General features: G+C 39.1%; 19 protein-coding genes. 1 reads left to right on the top strand and 18 read right to left on the bottom strand.

The features are described from left to right. Nucleotides 1–4: 4 nt before the first annotated feature. The 4 genes from WDA22_06240 to WDA22_06225 all read right to left on the bottom strand — a co-directional run bounded on the left by WDA22_06240 (nt 5) and on the right by WDA22_06225 (nt 6,464). Nucleotides 5–3,343 carry a T9SS type A sorting domain-containing protein gene (locus WDA22_06240; GenBank protein ID MFA5833059.1) on the bottom strand — a complete coding sequence of 1,113 codons (3,339 nt, stop codon included), beginning with the start codon at nt 3,341–3,343 and terminating at the stop codon, nt 5–7. Between the two features lie 14 nt (nt 3,344–3,357). Next, a complete protein-coding gene (locus WDA22_06235; GenBank protein MFA5833058.1) occupies nt 3,358–4,656 on the bottom strand; it encodes a (Fe-S)-binding protein in 1,299 nt (432 codons plus the stop codon). 72 nt (nt 4,657–4,728) lie between these two features. Beyond that, nucleotides 4,729–6,111 carry an FAD-linked oxidase C-terminal domain-containing protein gene (locus WDA22_06230; protein MFA5833057.1) on the bottom strand — a complete coding sequence of 461 codons (1,383 nt, stop codon included), beginning with the start codon at nt 6,109–6,111 and terminating at the stop codon, nt 4,729–4,731. Then, complete coding sequence (locus WDA22_06225; GenBank protein ID MFA5833056.1) at nt 6,111–6,464, bottom strand: TIGR03067 domain-containing protein; 354 nt, start codon at nt 6,462–6,464, stop codon at nt 6,111–6,113. Before WDA22_06225 ends, WDA22_06230 begins: the two co-directional genes overlap by 1 nt. A gap of 149 nt (nt 6,465–6,613) precedes the next feature. On the opposite strand from WDA22_06225, the gene WDA22_06220 reads away from it, so the two are divergent. Then, nucleotides 6,614–7,999, top strand: a complete 1,386-nt coding sequence (locus tag WDA22_06220) for a tyrosine phenol-lyase (protein MFA5833055.1) — start codon at nt 6,614–6,616, stop codon at nt 7,997–7,999. Nucleotides 8,000–8,077: 78 nt separating this feature from the next. Here the strand turns inward: WDA22_06220 and WDA22_06215 are convergent, their stop codons facing one another. The 14 genes from WDA22_06215 to WDA22_06150 form a co-directional block, all read right to left on the bottom strand. Beyond that, the gene (locus WDA22_06215) at nt 8,078–8,866 is read right to left on the bottom strand and encodes a hypothetical protein (GenBank protein MFA5833054.1); all 789 of its coding nucleotides are present in this window, start codon (nt 8,864–8,866) and stop codon (nt 8,078–8,080) included. Between the two features lie 97 nt (nt 8,867–8,963). Then, nucleotides 8,964–9,521: an HD domain-containing protein gene (locus WDA22_06210; GenBank protein MFA5833053.1), complete on the bottom strand. Its 558-nt coding sequence runs from the start codon at nt 9,519–9,521 to the stop codon at nt 8,964–8,966. Between the two features lie 70 nt (nt 9,522–9,591). Then, nucleotides 9,592–10,149: an ATP/GTP-binding protein gene (locus WDA22_06205; protein MFA5833052.1), complete on the bottom strand. Its 558-nt coding sequence runs from the start codon at nt 10,147–10,149 to the stop codon at nt 9,592–9,594. Continuing rightward, nucleotides 10,146–11,012, bottom strand: a complete 867-nt coding sequence (locus WDA22_06200; protein ID MFA5833051.1) for a hypothetical protein — start codon at nt 11,010–11,012, stop codon at nt 10,146–10,148. Before WDA22_06200 ends, WDA22_06205 begins: the two co-directional genes overlap by 4 nt. Then, a complete protein-coding gene (locus WDA22_06195) occupies nt 11,009–11,386 on the bottom strand; it encodes a roadblock/LC7 domain-containing protein (protein ID MFA5833050.1) in 378 nt (125 codons plus the stop codon). The genes WDA22_06200 and WDA22_06195 overlap by 4 nt, the downstream gene beginning before the upstream one ends. 14 nt (nt 11,387–11,400) lie before the next feature. After that, nucleotides 11,401–12,201, bottom strand: coding sequence for a response regulator (locus WDA22_06190; protein MFA5833049.1), 801 nt, complete (start codon nt 12,199–12,201; stop codon nt 11,401–11,403). Nucleotides 12,202–12,240: 39 nt separating this feature from the next. Then, on the bottom strand, nt 12,241–12,597 hold the full coding sequence (locus WDA22_06185) for a hypothetical protein (GenBank protein ID MFA5833048.1): 357 nt from the start codon (nt 12,595–12,597) through the stop codon (nt 12,241–12,243). A 25-nt stretch (nt 12,598–12,622) separates the two neighbouring features. After that, nucleotides 12,623–13,375, bottom strand: a complete 753-nt coding sequence (locus WDA22_06180; GenBank protein ID MFA5833047.1) for a phosphate/phosphite/phosphonate ABC transporter substrate-binding protein — start codon at nt 13,373–13,375, stop codon at nt 12,623–12,625. 53 nt (nt 13,376–13,428) lie between these two features. After that, on the bottom strand, nt 13,429–13,917 hold the full coding sequence (locus tag WDA22_06175; GenBank protein MFA5833046.1) for a PAS domain-containing protein: 489 nt from the start codon (nt 13,915–13,917) through the stop codon (nt 13,429–13,431). A 14-nt stretch (nt 13,918–13,931) separates the two neighbouring features. After that, nucleotides 13,932–14,432, bottom strand: a complete 501-nt coding sequence (locus WDA22_06170) for a PAS domain-containing protein (protein ID MFA5833045.1) — start codon at nt 14,430–14,432, stop codon at nt 13,932–13,934. A gap of 73 nt (nt 14,433–14,505) precedes the next feature. Further along, the gene (locus WDA22_06165; GenBank protein ID MFA5833044.1) at nt 14,506–14,871 is read right to left on the bottom strand and encodes a CZB domain-containing protein; all 366 of its coding nucleotides are present in this window, start codon (nt 14,869–14,871) and stop codon (nt 14,506–14,508) included. 79 nt (nt 14,872–14,950) lie between these two features. Beyond that, nucleotides 14,951–15,325 (bottom strand): roadblock/LC7 domain-containing protein, encoded by a 375-nt coding sequence (locus WDA22_06160; GenBank protein MFA5833043.1) that lies wholly within the window; start codon nt 15,323–15,325, stop codon nt 14,951–14,953. Between the two features lie 58 nt (nt 15,326–15,383). After that, nucleotides 15,384–16,853 carry a hypothetical protein gene (locus WDA22_06155; GenBank protein MFA5833042.1) on the bottom strand — a complete coding sequence of 490 codons (1,470 nt, stop codon included), beginning with the start codon at nt 16,851–16,853 and terminating at the stop codon, nt 15,384–15,386. A 302-nt stretch (nt 16,854–17,155) separates the two neighbouring features. Further along, nucleotides 17,156–19,426, bottom strand: a complete 2,271-nt coding sequence (locus WDA22_06150) for a PAS domain S-box protein (protein ID MFA5833041.1) — start codon at nt 19,424–19,426, stop codon at nt 17,156–17,158. Between the last annotated feature and the right edge of the window lie 228 nt (nt 19,427–19,654).

Genomic DNA, 19,654 nt, shown 5'->3' with positions numbered 1-19,654 from the left:
GATACTATTTCAAAAACATCATTTTTTTTGTCTCAAGAAAACGTCCAGTCGAAATCGTATAATAGTATACCCCCGATGAAAGTCCGCTTGCGTCAAAATATTCCCGATAATATCCAGGAGTTCTCATCCCTTCAGCAAGGGTTTGAATGATTCTGCCGAGTGCATCATACACAGTAATTTTAACAAAAGAAACTTTTGGAATGGAATATTGAATAACTGTTAAAGGATTAAAGGGATTCGGATAGTTTTGCTGTACCGAAAAATGTATGGGGAGCTGTTGCGCTTCATCGGAAACTTCCGCTACTGCATCCGGATTTAATGCAATAGCAGTGATATTCGATTTCCCAACATCAAATGTGTGAATGGCTTTCCCGTTTGTTGTATCGACAATCAGGAATTTATTTTGTGCCGTATTAATTCCAGCAAGAACGTATAATGTTCCATTTTTATCGAACAATACATCAGCATTAGATATTCCTAAACCAGTTTGACCAACCAATGTTACGGCTTTGGTAGATACATCAAATTTGTAAATACCATCCAAAATTCCGGAAGTTGCGCGGAGGCAAAACCATAACGACCCGTTAACAGGATTTAGCGCCAATCCACCGATACGAAGTCCGGTAGATGCCAATTGTGTTGTCGATCCGGTGTTGATGTTGAGCCGGTAGATTCTTCCATTAAAATCTGCAGTATACGCAAGAGAATCGTCGATGAATGCAAGACCTTTCAGATTGGTAACGGCGACGTGCGATATTTTTTGAAGGCTGCTCCCTGAAACGCTAATGCGGTATAATGCTCCTCCATTAGTACTTCCTGTGGGATCAAGACCGATCAATTGTTTTGTTGTCGGATGGACTCGCAAACTTGTCACCTGCGTTAATCCGCTGTTAGCAATAAAAGTTATTTCTCCATTTGAAGTATTGATTGAATACAGTTTTCCTCCATCCGATAATCCGGATGTAGCATAGAGAGTTCCTAATTGAGCAGGGACAAGTTGGAATCCTGTGCCGCTGAGTGTCGTCAATGTATTTGTTGTTACACACGATTGGGATGCACAGTATATAATTGAATCATTGAAATTTCCTGCTGCAGTTGGCGCAAAATAAATTTTGAGCACGAATGTTTCGAGGCTTGGTATTTTTATCGGCAATGAAATTGATCCAGCGATCTTAAATTGTTGTGTAGCAGTGCGAAGAGACGAAATCACTAACGTATCAATCCCATCATTGGTTATTATAATAGATACAGTGTCGCTTGTTGTCCCAACATTTTTTGTTCCAAAATTAACAAAAGTTCTATCGGTTGTCAGTTTACTCCCTGCAATTGGTCCCATTTGTGTTTTCGCCACCCAAGTTCCCCATTTATTCTTTCCTGCAGCAAATTCTGTATGTGTCCAAATAGAAACACCGTCTGTCGGATCCAAGCCTATGCCGCTGTAATCACCCCACCGATTTCTTCCCGACGAAAAATCGACGACATAATTTCCTCTTCCATCCCGCAATGCAATACTTGGAGCAAGTCCCGGAGGATCATTCTTTCTTCTTCCAGTCATAAACGCGCCAATATATTCTTCCGTTCCGGAGCGGCTATACGTGATGGTCATGTCGCCATTTTTATTAACCATCAATGCCGGATATGAATGCCAGTATCCTTCCAATCCAAACGCTACATCTTCTTTTATTTTCTTTTGAAATGGATCGATTTTTAAATACCGAATAGATGAAAAACTTTTTTCGAACCCGCTTGCTACGGCGTGGACTGCCCACAATGCACTATCGCGATAGATTGGTTCATTCCGGATATCTGCTCCGAATGTTTCAATCAATATTGAGCTTCCATCACGTTGATCTGCGTCAGGTGATGGAAAATATTGGACGACTGGAACATTTGTTCCTGAAATTTTTGGTTTGGTCAACACACTGTCCACTGTCCACAACGTAAAGAACGTACCGAAGAAATAGGGAGAATCGTTTAAGAGAAATTGTGTTCCCGTATTTTCGTACGCAATACTTGGTCTCAATCCAAAAATCACCGCTTGCAAATTATCCGGATCTCTAAAATCCCAAAAATCTGTCCAGGAAATTGCATGAGCATTGTTCTGATATAATTGTGCTTTTGGGATGATTCGTAATTTGCTGTATTCAAAATTGGTAGTAAATCCGAACTGATTTCCTGTAATGTATATTGCATCTTTATCAAATCCGACACGAGCGTAGTCAGTCCAATTGGAGACGACGGAGTCTCCGAGCATATGAGCTGGTAATGCCCAATTATACCACGTTCCGATTGGATTGCTGTCGTCAGAAACGCCGAGTAAAATATATGCCTTCTTTTGTGTGTCATCGACATGGAGCATTTCAAAAATCCATCGCTGATCAAAATGATCGTACATGAGAATAGGATCGAATGTACTGGCTCCCGTTATTACTTGATCAAACCATGCATCGGCATCGATCGTCTTCAAAATATTTCCATTTTTATCAAATATTCGAAATGTGGAATTGACGGCAACCATAACATGATTCGGTCCAACGGCAAGGATTGGATCAGGAGGAATAAAATTTGTTTGAGGGATTCCCTCAAAACTCTGAACCGCCACAGGACGTGCTATGGTTGAAGCAATTGATTTTATTGAAGCATCTTCAAAATAATTGGATCCATATGGCGCCAGCGGAGCAATCATCTGTTTCGGAGGTGGAAGTTTTTCTATCCGTTTATTTACGTTTGGTTTTTTACTCTTCGGGCGAGATAAAGGTATTTCAAACGTTGTTAGAAAATTATCCGTATTGGTTATTACACCGTTATTCACAATTCCCAATTTTGGTCCACGAACCAACGGCGGAAGAATCGGGGCATACACTTTTAGAATAAGGTCACCTCCGGTCGGAACTCCTCCGTTTGTGCCCCCGCCTCCCCATTCACCAATCATAATGTAATACGTTGTTCCGGCGATCACAAAAGTTCCAATTGCAGATTGACGCGTATCGAGAGTATCGTCGTTGCATTTTATTTCCGAGAGATTTCCGCATGTACCCACAAACATTGCCATAATAATATCATAATCTGCGATTGGCTGACTTCCAACAGTATTAAAGACTACATATCGTGAAGTATCTGCAATGTATTTGAACCACACTGTTTTCCCGTTTGTCACACTGTCTTGGCACGATAATGCCGGATCGGAATTGTTGGGAGATGCTAATCGCGTATTTTGTGAAATCTGAAACGGAAGCGATGAAATTGTCATAGCAGTTGTACATTCATCGTTGCTGATTTGTGCGAAGAGTTTGTTACCAAGAAGGGAAATTGTTAGAAAAAATATTCTCAAAAGTATTTTCATATCACCTTTGAATGTTACAATTCATAGACATTGCGCAACAGCGTTGCAAGATGAACAATTTTCATCGTAGAATTATTTTTTTTGCAGCCATATTCAATCTGAGTTATACATCCGGGATTGTTTGCAACTATATATTCAGCATCTGCAATCGTTACATTCTCCATCTTTCGATCGAGAATCTTCATAGAGTCTTCATGGCGTACAACGTTATAGATTCCGGCGCTTCCGCAGCACCAAGATGCCTCATTCAATTCTACATATTCAACGCCTGGTATGGATTTGATGACATCACGTGGTTGTTTGGAAATTTTTTGCGCATGAATCAAATGGCATGCATCATGATACGTCACCCGATGACGGAATTCCTTGACCGGTCTTTTTAATCCAATATCAAACAGGAATTCCGAAATATCCTTTACTTTACCGGAGAGAAGTTCTGCTTTTTCCGCATAGTCCGGATCGTCATGAAGATAATGTCCATACTCTTTCATCAGTGCTCCACATCCGGCGGAGTTCATCACAATCGCATCTAAATCGAACTTTAAAAACTCATCAATATTTTTTTTTGCAAGAGTTCGTGCAATATCAAAGTCGCCGTTGTGCGCTTGCAGCGATCCACAACACACTTGATTTTTTGGAATGATTACTTCACAATCATGGTGCAGAAGTACTTTTACTGTGTCTTCATTGATGTGCGCAAACGCTACATTCATAATGCAGCCGGAAAGAAATCCTACACGAAGGCGTGATTTTCCGGAGGGACGAACAATTTCAGGATAAACGTCGTCAAAAAATCGGTCGTCAATTCTTGGGGAGAGATTCTGGATTTTTGAAAGATTGGGGGCAAGTTTTTTTACAACGAGCGAATGTTTCATTATTTGCTCTAAACCGCTGCTTTGATAGAATCCAAGAATCCTGGCTGTAAATTTCAGAAGATATTTTTTTGAAAGGACGTTTCGAAGAAATATCCATTTCATGATACGAGTGCTCGGCGATGCTTTTGACTGAACTCGCAATTGATTACGAACAGATTCCACAAGAGAACCATATTTCACACCAGCAGGACAAGCTGTTTCGCACGCTTGACAGTCCAAACAAAAATTCATTTCATCGATAAATCCATCTGTTACATCTAATGTTCCTTCAGCAACAGATTTAATCAAACGGATGCGGCCTCGTGGCGAAGATTTCTCTCTTCCGGTGATAGCATAGGTTGGGCAAACCGGTAGACACAATCCACAATGCATGCAATTTGTGATGATGTCATCACTGGGGATATCGATTCCACTAAAATTTGATTGTGTAACGCTCATAGTATGAATCAATCCAAAAATATCTGAGAAGTTGCTGTCGGATGCGATACTACATCTTAAAATGATGTTGATTTACATATCAAATATTTTTCCGGGATTTAAAACATTGTTAGGATCCAACGCCTTCTTGATTGTTCGCATTGTATTGATTGCCGTATATCCGGTAACAAGGTGAAGAAATTTTTTCTTGGCGAGGCCTGTACCATGTTCGCCGGTAATCGTTCCTCCCAATTTTACCGCTTCCAGAAAAATATCTTCGAATGCCTTTTCTGCCCTTGCAATCTCATCATGATCACGTTCATCGGTCAGACACGTAGGATGTAAATTACCGTCGCCGGCATGGCCAAATGTTCCAATCATCACGTTGTATTTTTTTGAAATACTCTGAATCTTTTCCAACATCGTCGCAATTTCACTTCGAGGAACGGTGATATCTTCCAGAATGGTAGTCGGCTTCACTCGCGCAAGCGCGGAGAAAGCAGAACGGCGAGCCGTTTTCAACCTCATTGCTTCTTCAACGGATTCGGCAATTTTAACATCGGAAGCATTATTAAGTTTACAACATTCAACGATTTTTTTTGCCTCCTCCTCCACAATGGAAGCAGGACCATCCACTTCTAATAGCAGCAAGGATTCAATATTCGTTGGCAGTCCAATCTTTGCAAAATCTTCCACGCATTGAATAGTGATTTTATCTAAAAACTCTACCGTGCATGGGATAATCTTCTGTGCGATAATTGCCGAAACTGTTTTCCCAGCATCTGCCTGTGTATTAAAATACGCAACCATGGTTTTACTGGTTTGCGGTTTTGGGATCAGTTTGAGTAGAATCTTTGTAAATATTCCAAGCGTTCCTTCCGAACCAATAAAAAAGTCTTTTAAATTATATCCGGCAACATCTTTTACTGTTTTACCACCGCAAATAATAATTTCACCGTCCGGAAGAACGACTTCCAAACCCATCACGTAATTTTTGGTCACTCCATATTTTAATCCGCGCAATCCGCCTGAGTTCTCAGCAACATTTCCGCCGATCGTGCAAATATTCATGCTTCCCGGATCCGGTGGATAAAACAGACCTATTCGTTCCACCTCTTGGTGAAGTTGCGCAGTAATAACCCCCGGTTCTACCCACGCTGTTAAATTTTCAGCATCAATTTCCAAAATCGTATTCCATTGCGACATATCTATGATGATACAATTTTCCGTAGGAATTGATCCTCCGCTTAATCCTGTACCAGATCCCCGGGGAACGACAGCAAATTTTTCTTGATTCGCAAGTTTTAGAATTTCGGAGATCTGTTCTTTTGTTGATGGCCGGGCAATTGCTTCAGGTAAGTGTGAATGTAACGGAGTGCCGTCGTACGAATACGTTATCTTATCTTCCTGAGAAGTGAACAGGTGTTTTTTCCCAACGATGGAAGAGAGCTTTGAAAGAACGTTCGATGATATCATTACTCTGCTCGTTTATAACGAACTAGGTAGAACTGATTGTCATGGGTTGAGACAAATACCTTAGGACGGTCACCATTGACAGTATTATAACAAACTACTAAAAAGCCACCGGTGACTTTGTAAATCGCTTTAAATACTTTTCCTTTGTTTGGACCGTCACTGCTGGTAAAATCAAAAGCCATTGGAATGACATACGGAATAAATTTTAATGTCCCTTTATCCGTATTCCCTCCAATATGAATTTCACATTGTTCTTTTGCGATCGTAAGTGTAATAACTGAAAGATATTCTTCATCAATATGTTGTCCGCCAAGCTCTACTTCAACTGCGTTCCAGGTTCCGTCAAGAGTCATAAAATTCCTTTAAACAAGATATGGTGATCGCGTATCACCAATGGGTGAAAATGAAATTGTTTCATCAACACATGTTGATTATATTTGTCCGTGCAATTCATATGAAAGTAACAAAATCACCTTCTAAAATCAATGAAAGAGGAGCATCAATGGATATTATAAAAAGACGGTCTTGGGCGGAACCATTCAAGATCAAATCAGTTGAACCGTTGCGAATGACCACGCGTGAAGAACGAGAAGTGACGATCAGAGAAGCCGGATACAACACATTCCTTCTAAAATCGAAAGATGTCTATATTGATCTATTAACGGATAGTGGCACGAATGCCATGAGTGATTACCAATGGGCAGGAATGATGCTTGGCGACGAAGCGTATGCTGGAAGTGAAAATTACTATCATCTGGAAGAAAAAGTTCAAGAATTTTACGGATACAAATATCTCGTTCCAACTCACCAAGGCCGCGGTGCCGAAAACTTGATTTCACAAATCCTGATCAAACCGGGACAGTATGTTCCTGGAAATATGTATTTCACTACAACACGGTTGCATCAAGAACTTGCGGGTGGAACATTCGTAGATGTGATTATTGATGAAGCGCATGATGCGCAGATTGAACATCCATTCAAGGGTAATGTTGATCTTCATAAATTTGAGAGTTTGATCAAAAGAGTTGGTGCAGAGAAAGTTGCCTACATTACCGTTGGTGCTACTGTAAATATGGCAGGCGGACAGCCGATCTCGATGGAAAATCTCAGAGCGGTATATCAACTGGCGTCAAAAAATAAAATAAAAGTAGTATTCGACGCTACACGCGCCATGGAAAATGCTTACTTCATAAAAGTGCGTGAAAAAGAGTATGAACAAAAAACGATAAAAGAAATTTTACACGAGATGTGTTCCTATTCCGATGCTGCAACTATGAGCGGAAAAAAAGATTTGTTGGTAAACATCGGCGGTTTTCTGGCAATGAATGACTACGATGTGTTTGAAGAAGCGCGGAATATGGTTGTAGTGTATGAAGGACTCCACACATATGGCGGACTTGCCGGCCGTGATATGGAAGCAATGGCGCGAGGTATTGAAGAAGCGTGTCAGTTTAATCACTTACAAGCTCGTATCGGACAAGTGGAATATGTCGGTAACAGATTGATTGAACTTGGCGTTCCGATTGTCCGCCCTATAGGTGGGCACGCTATCTTTTTGGATGCAAAACAATTTTATCCACAATTGGAACAATTGAAGTTTCCTGCCCAAACTCTTGCCGCAGAATTATACCTTGATTCCGGAATCCGAGCAATGGAACGAGGAATTGTTTCTGCAGGAAGAAATAAAGAAACGGGAGATCATTATTTTCCCAAACTAGAACTTGTTCGCCTCACTTTTCCCCGCCGGGTCTATACGCAAGCTCACTGTGATGTCACTGTTGAGTCTGTATATGAAGTGTGGCAACAGAGAGAAAAAGTGAAAGGTCTGAAGATGATCTACGAACCAAAATATCTGAGATTTTTCCAAGCACGTTTTGAAAAGCTATAATACCTAGAATAGCATTTAAAAAAGATATGCCACGACTCAAAGTCATGGCATATCTTTTTTTAAAACCGTTTCTATCTATTACCAGCCAAAATATCCGAACATTATTCCTGCGTTGATTGTATATCCGTTTATTTTAATATTGGATGGAACCGAATTGATCTCATGCTTTTCATCCAATTTCCATTCCGGTGAAAACATAATTGGATATCCTGCACCAATTCTTAGTTGCAACCATGTTAAAATGGTATATTCAATGTCTACATGAGGATTAAAAACGGCAAACGTACCATTCAACCTTCGTGTGTAATTTGTCGACTGTGTATTTTGATTTCCAAAATCATTCCAAAGATTGTTCCAATCCTTAAAATTGCCATCATCACGTCTCATTGTTAAATTAATCTCACCGCCGCCAATTGTTGCTCCTACGGCAACATCTAAACGATACGCTACGGGTTGCACATAATCTATTAAAAATCCGCCGTAGGAAACTTCGTATTCAACTTCCTTTCGCAGATTTCCGCCGGCGGTCATCGGTTGAATGGAATTAACTGTTCTACTACCACTTGCTCCAAACCCTCCCATTCGAACATTTCTTAAGAACATGATATAGCCGTATCCACCCCCTCCAACCAAATAGAGTGGATCATTTGCGAAAGTAGGAAGTCCAGAACTGGTGAGGAATTTATTAATTTCTTTATTATCAAACATTCCAACAATAGGCGTTATACCACCAGCACCACCCACTTTGGTTCTATTCCAGTAAGAATACTCTCTTCGATCATATTCGTCGTCATCATCTTTATCTTGAGAAAGGAGCGGAATGGAAAATATTAATGCAGCAAGAAAGAAATAGATGGTTTTTTTCATAATACGCTCCGGCAATGGTTTAATATTAGGTATAGATGGAACAAACTTTTTTAAGTTACGGAATAATGATTAAAGAGTTACAGGAACTCATTGTTGATTATAATCCCAACTGTGCGGCATTAGCCTTTAGTGAATCGAGAACAAATTGAATATGATCATCGAGGATAACACCCAGTTCGGCTGCACCGTTGATGATATCGTCTCTGCTCACATTCCTCGCGAATCCTTTATCTTTTAATTTTTTTTTGACAGAACTGACTTCAACAGATGCGACTTTTTTGTCCGGTTTTACCAAAGAACATGCAACGATAAAACCACAAAGTTCGTCGCAGGCGAATAATGTTTTTGCAAGAATTGACTCGCGGGGTACATTAGTATACGATGCATGTCCCAGTATGGCGATACGCATATCTTCTGGGTAGCCAAGGTTTTTTAATATTTCACTACCCTTCAATGGATGATCCGGTGGGTTGGGGTAACGCTCATAATCGAAATCATGCAGGAGACCAGTAATACCCCATAACTCTTCATCTTGATTAAATTTATTTGCGTAAGATCTCAATGCTGTTTCTACACATAGCATATGTTTGCAGAGACTTTCATTGAGCGTATACTCCTGCATTAACAATAATGCATCGATTCTATTGAATACCATGTACAACCTTAGGAAATTATATAAAATGATGATGAAGTATCAGTTGCTAGTAAAAGTGTGCGGGTGAAAATTACGATTGTGCGGCTGCTTTGTCAATAGCGAGACTCAATAATGCAATGAGCGCGGTACGGACATCTTCTTTTTGAGTTGTGTTACAGGGAATGGCAAATAGATCTTGTTTGTCAATAAGTTTGAGAACTTCTTTATAGTCTATGCTAGTCGGTACATCGAGTTTAGTAACACATAAAAGATAAGGAAGATTAAAACGGTCAGAAAAATATTTTATAATTTTTTTTGTATTCGAAATGCTGTCAAGATCTGTGCTGTCTGCCAAAAATATTACTCCAAATGCACCTTCAACAAGAACATCCCACATAAAATTAAATCGCTCCTGTCCCGGAGTGGCATAAATATGGAGAATAACATCGTCGTCAATTGTCCTTCTTCCATAATCCATTGCAACGGTTGTCTGCCCTTTTAATACTTTTACATTAGCTTCGGTTGCATATTCATCGGTCGTAATAGGGTCGAACTCGCTGATAGTTCTCACAAATGTCGTTTTTCCGGAATTCACTGATCCTGAAATAACTAATTTAAAGTACGCAGTATTTTTGGGTTCATTATTCATAATTTTTTGATGTTCTGCAAAATTTTTCTCAAATTTTCAAGTTTTGTTTTACTCACCAGACTACGATTCCCATCACTTTTTTGTTCGATTGGCACAGGAATAACATTCTTGAGAGACGGTTTTTGTAAAATATGTTCAATTTGTTTCTCGATTTTTTTCTCCACAGTATTTTTATCAAACTCAATGTTTTCAGGCGATGTGATTTTCTTGTCCATAACCGGAACTGGTTCTATGAAAGAGACCTGAGATTCCATCGGTAGTTTTGGTACCGGAACGTTTTTGGGAGGTTCATCGCTGATGACCGAATTCGTTATCACAATAGGTGCAGAGACTGATTCAAGTTTAATGTAATCCAGCAATGCCATTCTGATCAAACTGCGATAATAGTGAACTCGATTTGTTGTCTCAAAATCTTGTAAAAACAATGCTGCCGGTTTTGGAACTACTTGAAAATAAAAGACAACAATGCTATCGATACTATCCCTGGAGAAGAGTGAAAAATCTTTCACAGGATGTTTTGTCTTCGAAACAGTAACGGTTTCAATATCTTTGCAGATAGAAATAATGTCATCATCTGAAATCTTATTGATAGATTCCCATACAAATTGATGAACATCAAAAAATAAAATCGGTTCAGCACCCAGTTGACCGATAGGTGCACATGCCACATCAATATTCCCGTACAACAAATCTCGCATTATTTTATGGAACAACTTAATGTTTTTGTTATACAGCAAACGGTCCCCGGTAAGTATAAACTCACTGGACGACGGAATTTTCAGAAGTGAGAATGTTATCCGCTGTGGCGTTCCTACGGCAGCAGCATTTAAGACGTTAACAAATTTTGAAATTTGTTCAATCACAAATCTTCTTCCCGTAAATTTGCAGCAATTGATGATGCCGCTGTTCTTGCATATAAATTCAGCATTCCTAAATTTCCAGCGTTCGACATATGAACTATTAGCACGGAACGATCCCCAGCACTATACACTGACAACATACCTTCCGTGGAATGCAATACCACTTGTAATAACTCACCGCGGGATAAAATTTCAATAGCTTTTTTTCCTAAACCGAGTAGCGCTGAACCGACAGCCCCTACTTTATCAATTTCAATGGTGCTTGACCATTGAGCCTCGATCACTTTACCATCAGATGAAACGACACTCATCCCGTCTATTTCCGGTACGTCGCTTTGCAACTGCTTAAATACTTGTTGTAAAAATTGGTTATCCATTCTTGTAACGATAATTATAACGTTAAAATAGGAGATTCTTTTACAACATTGTCTACAGTAATACGGAGTAATCCGTGAGTTATCTGTGTAGAAGCCTCCACGTAAATACATATTTCTGGTGAAACGATATTTCTGTATACCATCTGTGTTTCATCGTCAGTTATTAGTATCTCTTTTGGATTACCGTTCTCACTGCCGAGTGTAGACCATAGAGCATTCATTGCCAAAAAAAATGATCCGGATTGTCGGATGAACATTTTTTCATCAACACCATTTCCTTTTGATATTGTGCTGTAAATAGTTTGTGTTTTAGGATTTGCTATGACGATCTGCAACGCTTCGGGCAAACGTTCCTGTATATCTTTCGCCATATGCTCGAATCGTGTGTCGGTGTTTTTCGATACCGGTTCCGCTGCAACTGGTCCTTTATGTACAAGTTCCGTCGATACGATAGGCTCACTTTGCAGTGAAAAGTTCTTTAGCATCGATTGGAGTTTATCAAATTGAATCGGCTTGCCGAGAATGTTTGTTATTCCCTGGTTTGAAAAGTATTTAATAAATCCTTCGTTATAGTATGCCGACATAATGATGAAATGCGGCTTTTTTTTATGCATATTCAGCCACGTGAGCAATTCACCACCGTCCATGTTTGGCATAATGAGATCTGAAATGATAACATCAACGGTCGTCTCCTCAAGAACTTTCTGCGCTCCAACGCCATCATAGGCGGATACAACCGAGTGGCCCCATTTCTCTAGTATTGTTGTGAGTGTCATAACGAGATCTTTTTCATCATCAACAATCAAAATTTTCATACCCTTCACCTTTTTGATATCCAGGAAAGTTTTTTAGCGTTATGAGAATGAATATTCTTCAATTTTTTGTTTCAAAGTATCTCGTGCCCAACCGGTGGTTACTCCCCCGCTTCTGAGGAGAATGAAACAACGAAGCGGTCGGTGTGGAAATTGTCGCATGAGTAGTATCCATTGATCGTCCAATGCCATGAATTCGACACTCGATTTCTGTGATTGTAATACTTCCTCAAATACAGCATTACATCGATCTGAAACGGACACACCATTACTGGTCGGTACATTCCCAAACTCCGCTAGTGATATTTTCTTTTGTAAGTCAAAAACGCATCCCCAGCGGAAACTGAGTAATTCATTTTCCAGTACTTTTAGGAAGTCGAGATATTGTTGGTCGCTCATCGTTCTATGCTCCCAGAGTAGTGATTCATTCTTTTTCAACTAACGTATCCATCAAATCAATCATAAACTCAACATCTTCTTGTTCAAGCAGATCCCATCCAGTCATTCCAAGTGCCTCCAATGCATTTTTCCCTTCTGTATCAGTAGACATTTTTACGAGTGTTTGCTGTAATTTATCTTTTAATGGAATCATCTTATTTCCGACAAGTAATGCATGATGCACCATGTAGATCTGGCTGGTGATGAGAGGTCTTAATTGTTTTTTGACAATATCGGAAAGGTCATCATAAGTGGATTTTAAAAAGAATCCGATATCTGCTGTACCGCCGATTAAATCCTGTGCAACTCTCATATAGGAATCCCGGTGAGTGATAACGGTGTTAGTTTTGTTCAAATCTGCAGGTTCAATTAAAATCATCGCCATCATATGAACATTCGGATCATCGGTTGTAGCAATGCGTGTGTTCGGTTTGAGATCTTCTATTTTTTTTAATGGACTTGAATCAACAACGGCAATAATTGCTTCATCAGTCAATTCCCTTGGACGCGCTACTGCCTTAAATCCATGTTTCCGTACCAACGTTGCTGCATCGTATGGATTGGAATAGATTAAATCTACTTTCTTCTCTTCGATAACTTTTCGTTGACTTTCAAAATCATCAAATAGTTCCAGGTGAATGTGTTCCCCAAGATTACGCTGTAACCACGTGTTGACGAGAAACCAGTCCGATATATGAAGCGGACTAAAATCCGGACTTACAGTAAAGAAGAATGACATAAGATTCTTTCCTTTCTTAACATGCTCAAATCGAATACTGTTAGTTTACAGTGTTATGTTGTCTCTTGCTGTTTCATTTTTTTATATAAGGCAATATGTTCCTGAATTTTTGTTCGTGAAGGTTGGCGGCGAATGGATGAGTAGCCGATGATTTTCCCGTTTCGGACATTTGGAATTATCGTAGCATATACCCAATAATAACCGCCATCCTTGCGTAAATTTTTTACATAACCGTGCCAATATTTTCCTTGACTGACGGTTTCCCATAAATCCTTAAATGCTGCTGTAGGCATATCGGGATGACGAAGGATACAGTGAGGTTGTCCGATAAGTTCCTCTCGTGTGAAACCGGACATATCGCAAAAGGATTTATTGCACGACAAAATGTTTCCGTGGGTATCCGTCCTTGAGACAATTAAATTTCCTTCTGGAAAAGAAGTTTCGATATCGGTATAAATGATGGTTCGTTCCGAACCGTTGAAATATTTGTGTCGAACAGTAGTACCGGATGTGACAATATCAGAAGGAAGCATATCTTTCATAAGAATTTTCCTCCTTAACTATTTTTTATTTTTTTCTCGTCTTCTAACAATTTTTTATAGAGCACAACACATTCATCAACTTTTGTTCGTGAAGGTTTTCGCCGAACCGATGTATAACCAATAATATTTCCTTCGCGGACATTAGGAATGACAGTGGCAAAAACCCAATAAAAGCCTCCATCCTTTCGTAAATTCTTCACGTATCCATGCCATCGTTTCCCTTGTTGAATAGTATCCCACAATCCTTTAAAGGCAACAGCCGGCATATCGGGATGACGCAAGATGCTGTGATATTCACCAATCAATTCTTCCTTTGTATATCCGGCAATATCACAGAATGATTTGTTGCAGTGGGTGATAATTCCGAACGTATCGGTTCTTGAAACAATAAGTTTTCCTTCAGGAAAAGGTGTTTCGATAGTTGTATAGAATATTGTCCGTTGAAACCCTTCATAATAGGTCAATTGAACAGATGCTCCCGGTACAGTTGCATCCTTAGGGGTCATATCTTTCATGATAGCCTCAATAAATAAATGTTCTTCAATTATACTTTCAGCCACTCAGACTAACAATATTTTGCCGACTACTTTATAATGAATATTTTTTCACTAACTCTTCCAGATGATATAATTTGAGGATTAATTTACATGCTGTTGTTGCATCCACTGTCTCTTGTGTTGGTTTGAGTGTATTCACTTCGCTCGCGGTTGTGTGGAAAATCCGATGTTCATCCTCAATTTCTTTAATGACCTGTTTAATATCATCCGGAAAATTTTGTACTGATGGCCATATATCCGAATAAAAGAGTTTTCCAAAATTGCACTCAGTATGTTTTTTGTGTTCAAATACCGTTTGGAGTCGAACACATTCATCAAGTTTGTTCAAGTAGTTAACATGCTGCAAAATCAAATAATCTAATTGGCTTACCAAACTCTGTAATTGATTGGTAATCATAAACATTGTCCAATAAAAAGAAAAGTTTTGTCACAAAAATGTAACAGTATTTTTCTTCAGCTTCATTAAATGTGCGGCATTATCCGACTGCACCGGCCAGTTTTTTTGCGGATTCGGTTGCCCGCAGAAATACCATTCCAATATTAACGGTTTTGGGCGTTATAATGCACAAAGCCGCTGATGTACCAATTAAGTAAATGAACAACCGGCCTTCTGATGATGTAATTGTAAACTCAGACACTTCACCTAGTGACAATGACGGCATAATTCGTCGACCCATACTGATGGTTGTTGCCATGAGGGCGGCAAGTTTATCTGCCGAAGTATTCCCCTTGATATCGGAGACCAGCGGTAGTCCGTCATGTGACGCGACAATGATGCCTCGTGTTTCAGGGATATCGGCATAAATTTCTTGAAACACGGTTTTTGATAATTCAGTTAGTGATCCGGCCATATAAACCTCCTATTTATTTTTACATCAGTGGAACAATTATGTTATGAAACATCTGTTGTTAGTGTGTTTTATTTCTTTTAGCGAGTTTCTTTTTAAGTTCTTTTCCTAAGTCCCGCAGGGCTTCTTCTGTTTGTAAATTTTCTGTTGAATGAATATATCCTGACTTCACTAAAATATTTTTTGCACTTCGAAGAGCGTCTAACAATTGCTTCTGTGCTCGATCGGTTTGATCATTCTCATTGAGTAAAACATATTCTTTTGACTCACGACGAATATCTTGTTCGAGTTTTACCAGATCTTCATTCAACGGGTCATGTAAAATAGCACGGGCTATTTCGTCAAGTGCTTCAGAAAAATTCTTCTTTTCGCGAAGTGCCTGCACTTTTGTTATTACTTCAATTTGTAATTCCTTAAGTCGAGTTGCAGATAGAGCATTCTCTTTTTCTTTCAAAACCTGTTCTTGCAGCGACAACTGTAATTGACGTTGAGCTTCTGTAATGGTATTGCGCAATGCCAAGGCTTGTTTCTGTTTAGGGTCTTGTACGAGAATAATAGCGATTTCACCAAGTGCATCTTCAAATCGGCATTGGTTTTGATATATCCTTGCTTTTTGAAATCGGTATGTCATTTCGGCACTGCTGATAATCTCATTACCTTTTTGAGAAAATAGAGTAACGATATCTTGTTGCTTTTTTCGTACGGTATGTTCCGGTAGTGTTGTCTGTGTCTGAATTTCGTCAAGTACTTTTAACTGAGCTTGCTGTATTTCCTTTTGTAATTGCATAGCCTCTTTATTTTGTGGATGAAGCTGATGAATCTTATTCAATACTTGAAGGGCTAGTGTAAATTTTTGTTCGACCAGATACTGTTTTGTTTCTTGAAGCAAGACCGTAGTTGCATGATGTGTCTCTTCAAGCAATCTTTTTTGCGCAAAATATTTTCGCCGTTCAATTTCTTTTTCCATCACATTTTGTTCATGAATAGCATTACTTACCCGTTTATGTAATTCAAGCAGTGGTGAATGTGTTGGATGGATTGATAAAGCGTTTAATATCATCGTCATGGCAATTTCATATTTGCCTGATTGAGCGATTTGTTTTGCTTTTGTATATAAAAGTTCAACTTCATCAAATTGTTGTTGATTGATGGTAATGGGATTTGATTTGTGCGAGTCTGCAAACTCTTCCAAAAGTTGTCTCTCTTCATGTTTCAGTTGCTGCTGCTCCATTTGTTGACGAGCGATTTCCTTTTCATACGCCTGCCGGATTTCATGTTCAAGATCTGCCGCTTTTTTATTAAACGGATCAATCACAAAGGCTCTATTTATCTCATCCAGAGCATTGGAGAATCTTTTTTCGTTTGCCAGTTCGTTCGCATATTGAATGAATTGTTCTACACGGGCATTCATTTTCTCTTCACTCAGCTTCATCCTTTTCTCATTTTCATCGTAGCGCTGTTTTATTTCATCATGAGTGCTGATAAGTGTACTGGCGAGCTGTTCCGTTCTGCCGACATCATCGATTGTCACTTGAGCAAGATTGTGTAATGTTTCTGTGGTTACGGTGGTGACTGATGGATGGTGTTGAGGTGCATTATTCTTTTCAAGAAGCGACAACACATTTACTTCGTATGCCTGCACATATAAATTACCTGGCGCGGCACTTAATGCTTTGCGAATTGTTTTAAGTGCTTCTTGAAGATTACCGTTCTTGACAAGTCTATCGGCTTCCTTCAAGAAAGGAGAAATTGTATTTATTGTTGACGATGTCACTGACGTCGTTTGATAAATTGTCACTTTGTGCAAATAACATTTTACGGATCCAAGATGATTTAAACAGGCTGTTTTGTTTTTTCCAATACTTTTTCAAGAGTTTCTATTAATAGTTCTATTTCTATTGGCTTGTGAAGAAAAATATCAATGCCCAGTTCCTTAATATTTGCTATGGTATTTTGATCACCAAATCCGCTTAGCACTATTATCTTTTTATCAGGATATAATATTTTCATTTCTTGTATTAATTCATCACCCGTTCTGTTTGGCATTGCTATATCGGTGATGACAATGGAAATATCTTTTTCCGATTTCCGCAGAAGTGCAAGTGCCGAATCAACATCTAGCACACCAATGGTTTTATATCCATAGAGCGATAATGCCTCGCTCATAATGTCCAAAAGCTCCTGTTCGTCATCAACCAATAGTATTGTTTCTGTGTGTTGATGCGAAGTAATGTGGACAAAATCTTTTTCTTTCTCTGCCTTTTCTTTGGTCAGCGGTAAATAGATTCTAAATGTTGTCCCTTTGCCAATAGTACTTTCAACGTCGATATAACCGTTCAAACTCGACACAATACCGTGCACAATGGAAAGTCCCAATCCAGTTCCTTTTTCTATTTTTTTAGTCGTAAAAAATGGATCAAAAATTCTATCGAGTAATACATCGTCAATTCCCATTCCTGAATCGGAAACAGATAGTTCAATAAAGTTATCAACTGTCTGGACGGCAAACTTTTGGTAGAGCACATTTTTATCTACCGACCGTACTCCTAAAATTAATTTTCCCCCTTGCGGCATTGAGTCGGATGCATTAATGCTCAAGTTGAGATATACTTGTTCAATCAATGAATAGTCTCCCATCACCTCAAATTCTTGGTCTTTGGGAATATGTAACTCTATGCTGACTGATTTTGGCAGGGAATGTTCAAGGAAATTCAGGATCTGTGCAATTGCTTTATTTATAGAAATAGGCACCGATGTAATTTTGTCGCGTCTTGAAAATAAAAGAATTTCTTTTGCTATGGCAGATCCTCTTTTTGCACTTTGTGTGATGACATCAACATATTTTAAAAAGGTAGGATTGTCGGATAATTCCATTCGCAACACTTCTGATGCGTTGAGAATGATTGCCAGGACATTATTAAAATCATGCGCGACACCCGCCGCCAGTGTCCCGACACTCTCCATTTTTTGAGATTGCAGTAATTGATGTTCTAATAATTTTAATCGTGTTTCATTCAGCAAATAACCGTTGATCTCTCTCAGATCTCCATGCTCATCAATTGTTCCGACCAAATTTTCAACCACATGCACACTATTTCCAGCGTGCGTTCGCAATTTTTCTCGCAGATTATCCAATCTATGTTCCCGTTGTAAACGTACAAGCGTAGCATTCCATTGTTCTTGATTTTCATACAAAGACTGCAACATAATCGCGGGATCCGAATTACCATGTTCTTCAAATTCGAATATTTGTCGAAACGCCTTGTTGCATACGATGATATTGCCATCTGGTCTTGCAATGTAAGCGCCGCTGACATCGTCTTCAAAAAACGTTCTATAGCGCTGTTCATTGACTCGTAATATTTCTTCTTTCATTTTTTGAAGACTAATGTCTTCAATAACACCCACATAATTAATCAATTTACCCGACTTGTCCAAAATCGGAGATAGCGTCGCCTGCTGCCAATAATGTTCACCTGTTTTCTTCTTATTGATAAACGTTCCACTCCATCGCTTCCCTTCGTTTAATGTTTTCCATAAATCGGTAAAGGTTGCCTGCGGCGTTAATCCTGATTTAAGGATACGCGGATTTTGACCCTTAGCTTCTATAGATGAATAACCTGTCGTTTCCGTGAAACCTTTGTTTACATATTCAATGGTACCTTTTGGATCTGTAATTACGATAGATGCTGAACTCTGCTCAACTGCCACCGAAAGTCTATTTAATTCAGTTTCTACTCTATACCGTTCAGTATAATCTCTAATAATTCCTGCATAATATTTTTTTTCACGAAACGTGTATGTGGAAATTGCTATTTCCAAGATGAGCTCTTTCCCGTTCCTATGTTTTCCCTTCACGTACATACCGCTTCCCATTTTACGAGATTTATCATTTTCTTTTCCAAATTGTCTTACATAATCATCATGAACATCCCGAACATGTTCGGGAAGCAGCGAGGATAGTTTTTTTCCACACGCTTCTTTTGAAGTGTACCCTAGAATTGATTCAGCAGATTTGTTGAAGCAGAGGATGATTTGGTTTTCATCAGTAATGACTACCGCATCCATTGATGTTTCAAGAAACTTTTTAAACTCGCTTTCCATATCACTGCCCAGCACTTTTTCTATTGATGTTACCGCATAGCAGCATTGAATTTCTATCTCAAGAAAAAAACTTCACTACATGCGAATGCTATGACGAATGGTGTCATCATAATAGAATAGATAATATAACGTCAGTTGATTGAAAATATTTTCGGAGAGCACGCTCCTTTTTGGAGGGACAGGTCAAAAACTGTTGAACGTACTTTTTGTAAAGTATAAATAAATCAT

This window comes from Bacteroidota bacterium, from assembly GCA_041658205.1.
GTDB lineage: Bacteria > Bacteroidota > Ignavibacteria > UBA10030 > UBA8401 > UBA8401.
Note: the sequence above shows the minus strand (reverse complement) of the source record. Positions and strands in the feature narration are given on the sequence as shown.

Coding starts and splice junctions, on each gene's coding strand:
- WDA22_06240 (MFA5833059.1), bottom strand. CDS start 3,343: ATGAAAATACTTTTGAGAATATTTTTTCTAACAATTTCCCTTCTTGGT.
- WDA22_06235 (MFA5833058.1), bottom strand. CDS start 4,656: ATGAGCGTTACACAATCAAATTTTAGTGGAATCGATATCCCCAGTGAT.
- WDA22_06230 (MFA5833057.1), bottom strand. CDS start 6,111: ATGATATCATCGAACGTTCTTTCAAAGCTCTCTTCCATCGTTGGGAAA.
- WDA22_06225 (MFA5833056.1), bottom strand. CDS start 6,464: ATGACTCTTGACGGAACCTGGAACGCAGTTGAAGTAGAGCTTGGCGGA.
- WDA22_06220 (MFA5833055.1), top strand. CDS start 6,614: ATGGATATTATAAAAAGACGGTCTTGGGCGGAACCATTCAAGATCAAA.
- WDA22_06215 (MFA5833054.1), bottom strand. CDS start 8,866: ATGAAAAAAACCATCTATTTCTTTCTTGCTGCATTAATATTTTCCATT.
- WDA22_06210 (MFA5833053.1), bottom strand. CDS start 9,521: ATGGTATTCAATAGAATCGATGCATTATTGTTAATGCAGGAGTATACG.
- WDA22_06205 (MFA5833052.1), bottom strand. CDS start 10,149: ATGAATAATGAACCCAAAAATACTGCGTACTTTAAATTAGTTATTTCA.
- WDA22_06195 (MFA5833050.1), bottom strand. CDS start 11,386: ATGGATAACCAATTTTTACAACAAGTATTTAAGCAGTTGCAAAGCGAC.
- WDA22_06190 (MFA5833049.1), bottom strand. CDS start 12,201: ATGAAAATTTTGATTGTTGATGATGAAAAAGATCTCGTTATGACACTC.
- WDA22_06185 (MFA5833048.1), bottom strand. CDS start 12,597: ATGAGCGACCAACAATATCTCGACTTCCTAAAAGTACTGGAAAATGAA.
- WDA22_06180 (MFA5833047.1), bottom strand. CDS start 13,375: ATGTCATTCTTCTTTACTGTAAGTCCGGATTTTAGTCCGCTTCATATA.
- WDA22_06175 (MFA5833046.1), bottom strand. CDS start 13,917: ATGAAAGATATGCTTCCTTCTGATATTGTCACATCCGGTACTACTGTT.
- WDA22_06170 (MFA5833045.1), bottom strand. CDS start 14,432: ATGAAAGATATGACCCCTAAGGATGCAACTGTACCGGGAGCATCTGTT.
- WDA22_06165 (MFA5833044.1), bottom strand. CDS start 14,871: ATGATTACCAATCAATTACAGAGTTTGGTAAGCCAATTAGATTATTTG.
- WDA22_06160 (MFA5833043.1), bottom strand. CDS start 15,325: ATGGCCGGATCACTAACTGAATTATCAAAAACCGTGTTTCAAGAAATT.
- WDA22_06150 (MFA5833041.1), bottom strand. CDS start 19,426: ATGGAAAGCGAGTTTAAAAAGTTTCTTGAAACATCAATGGATGCGGTA.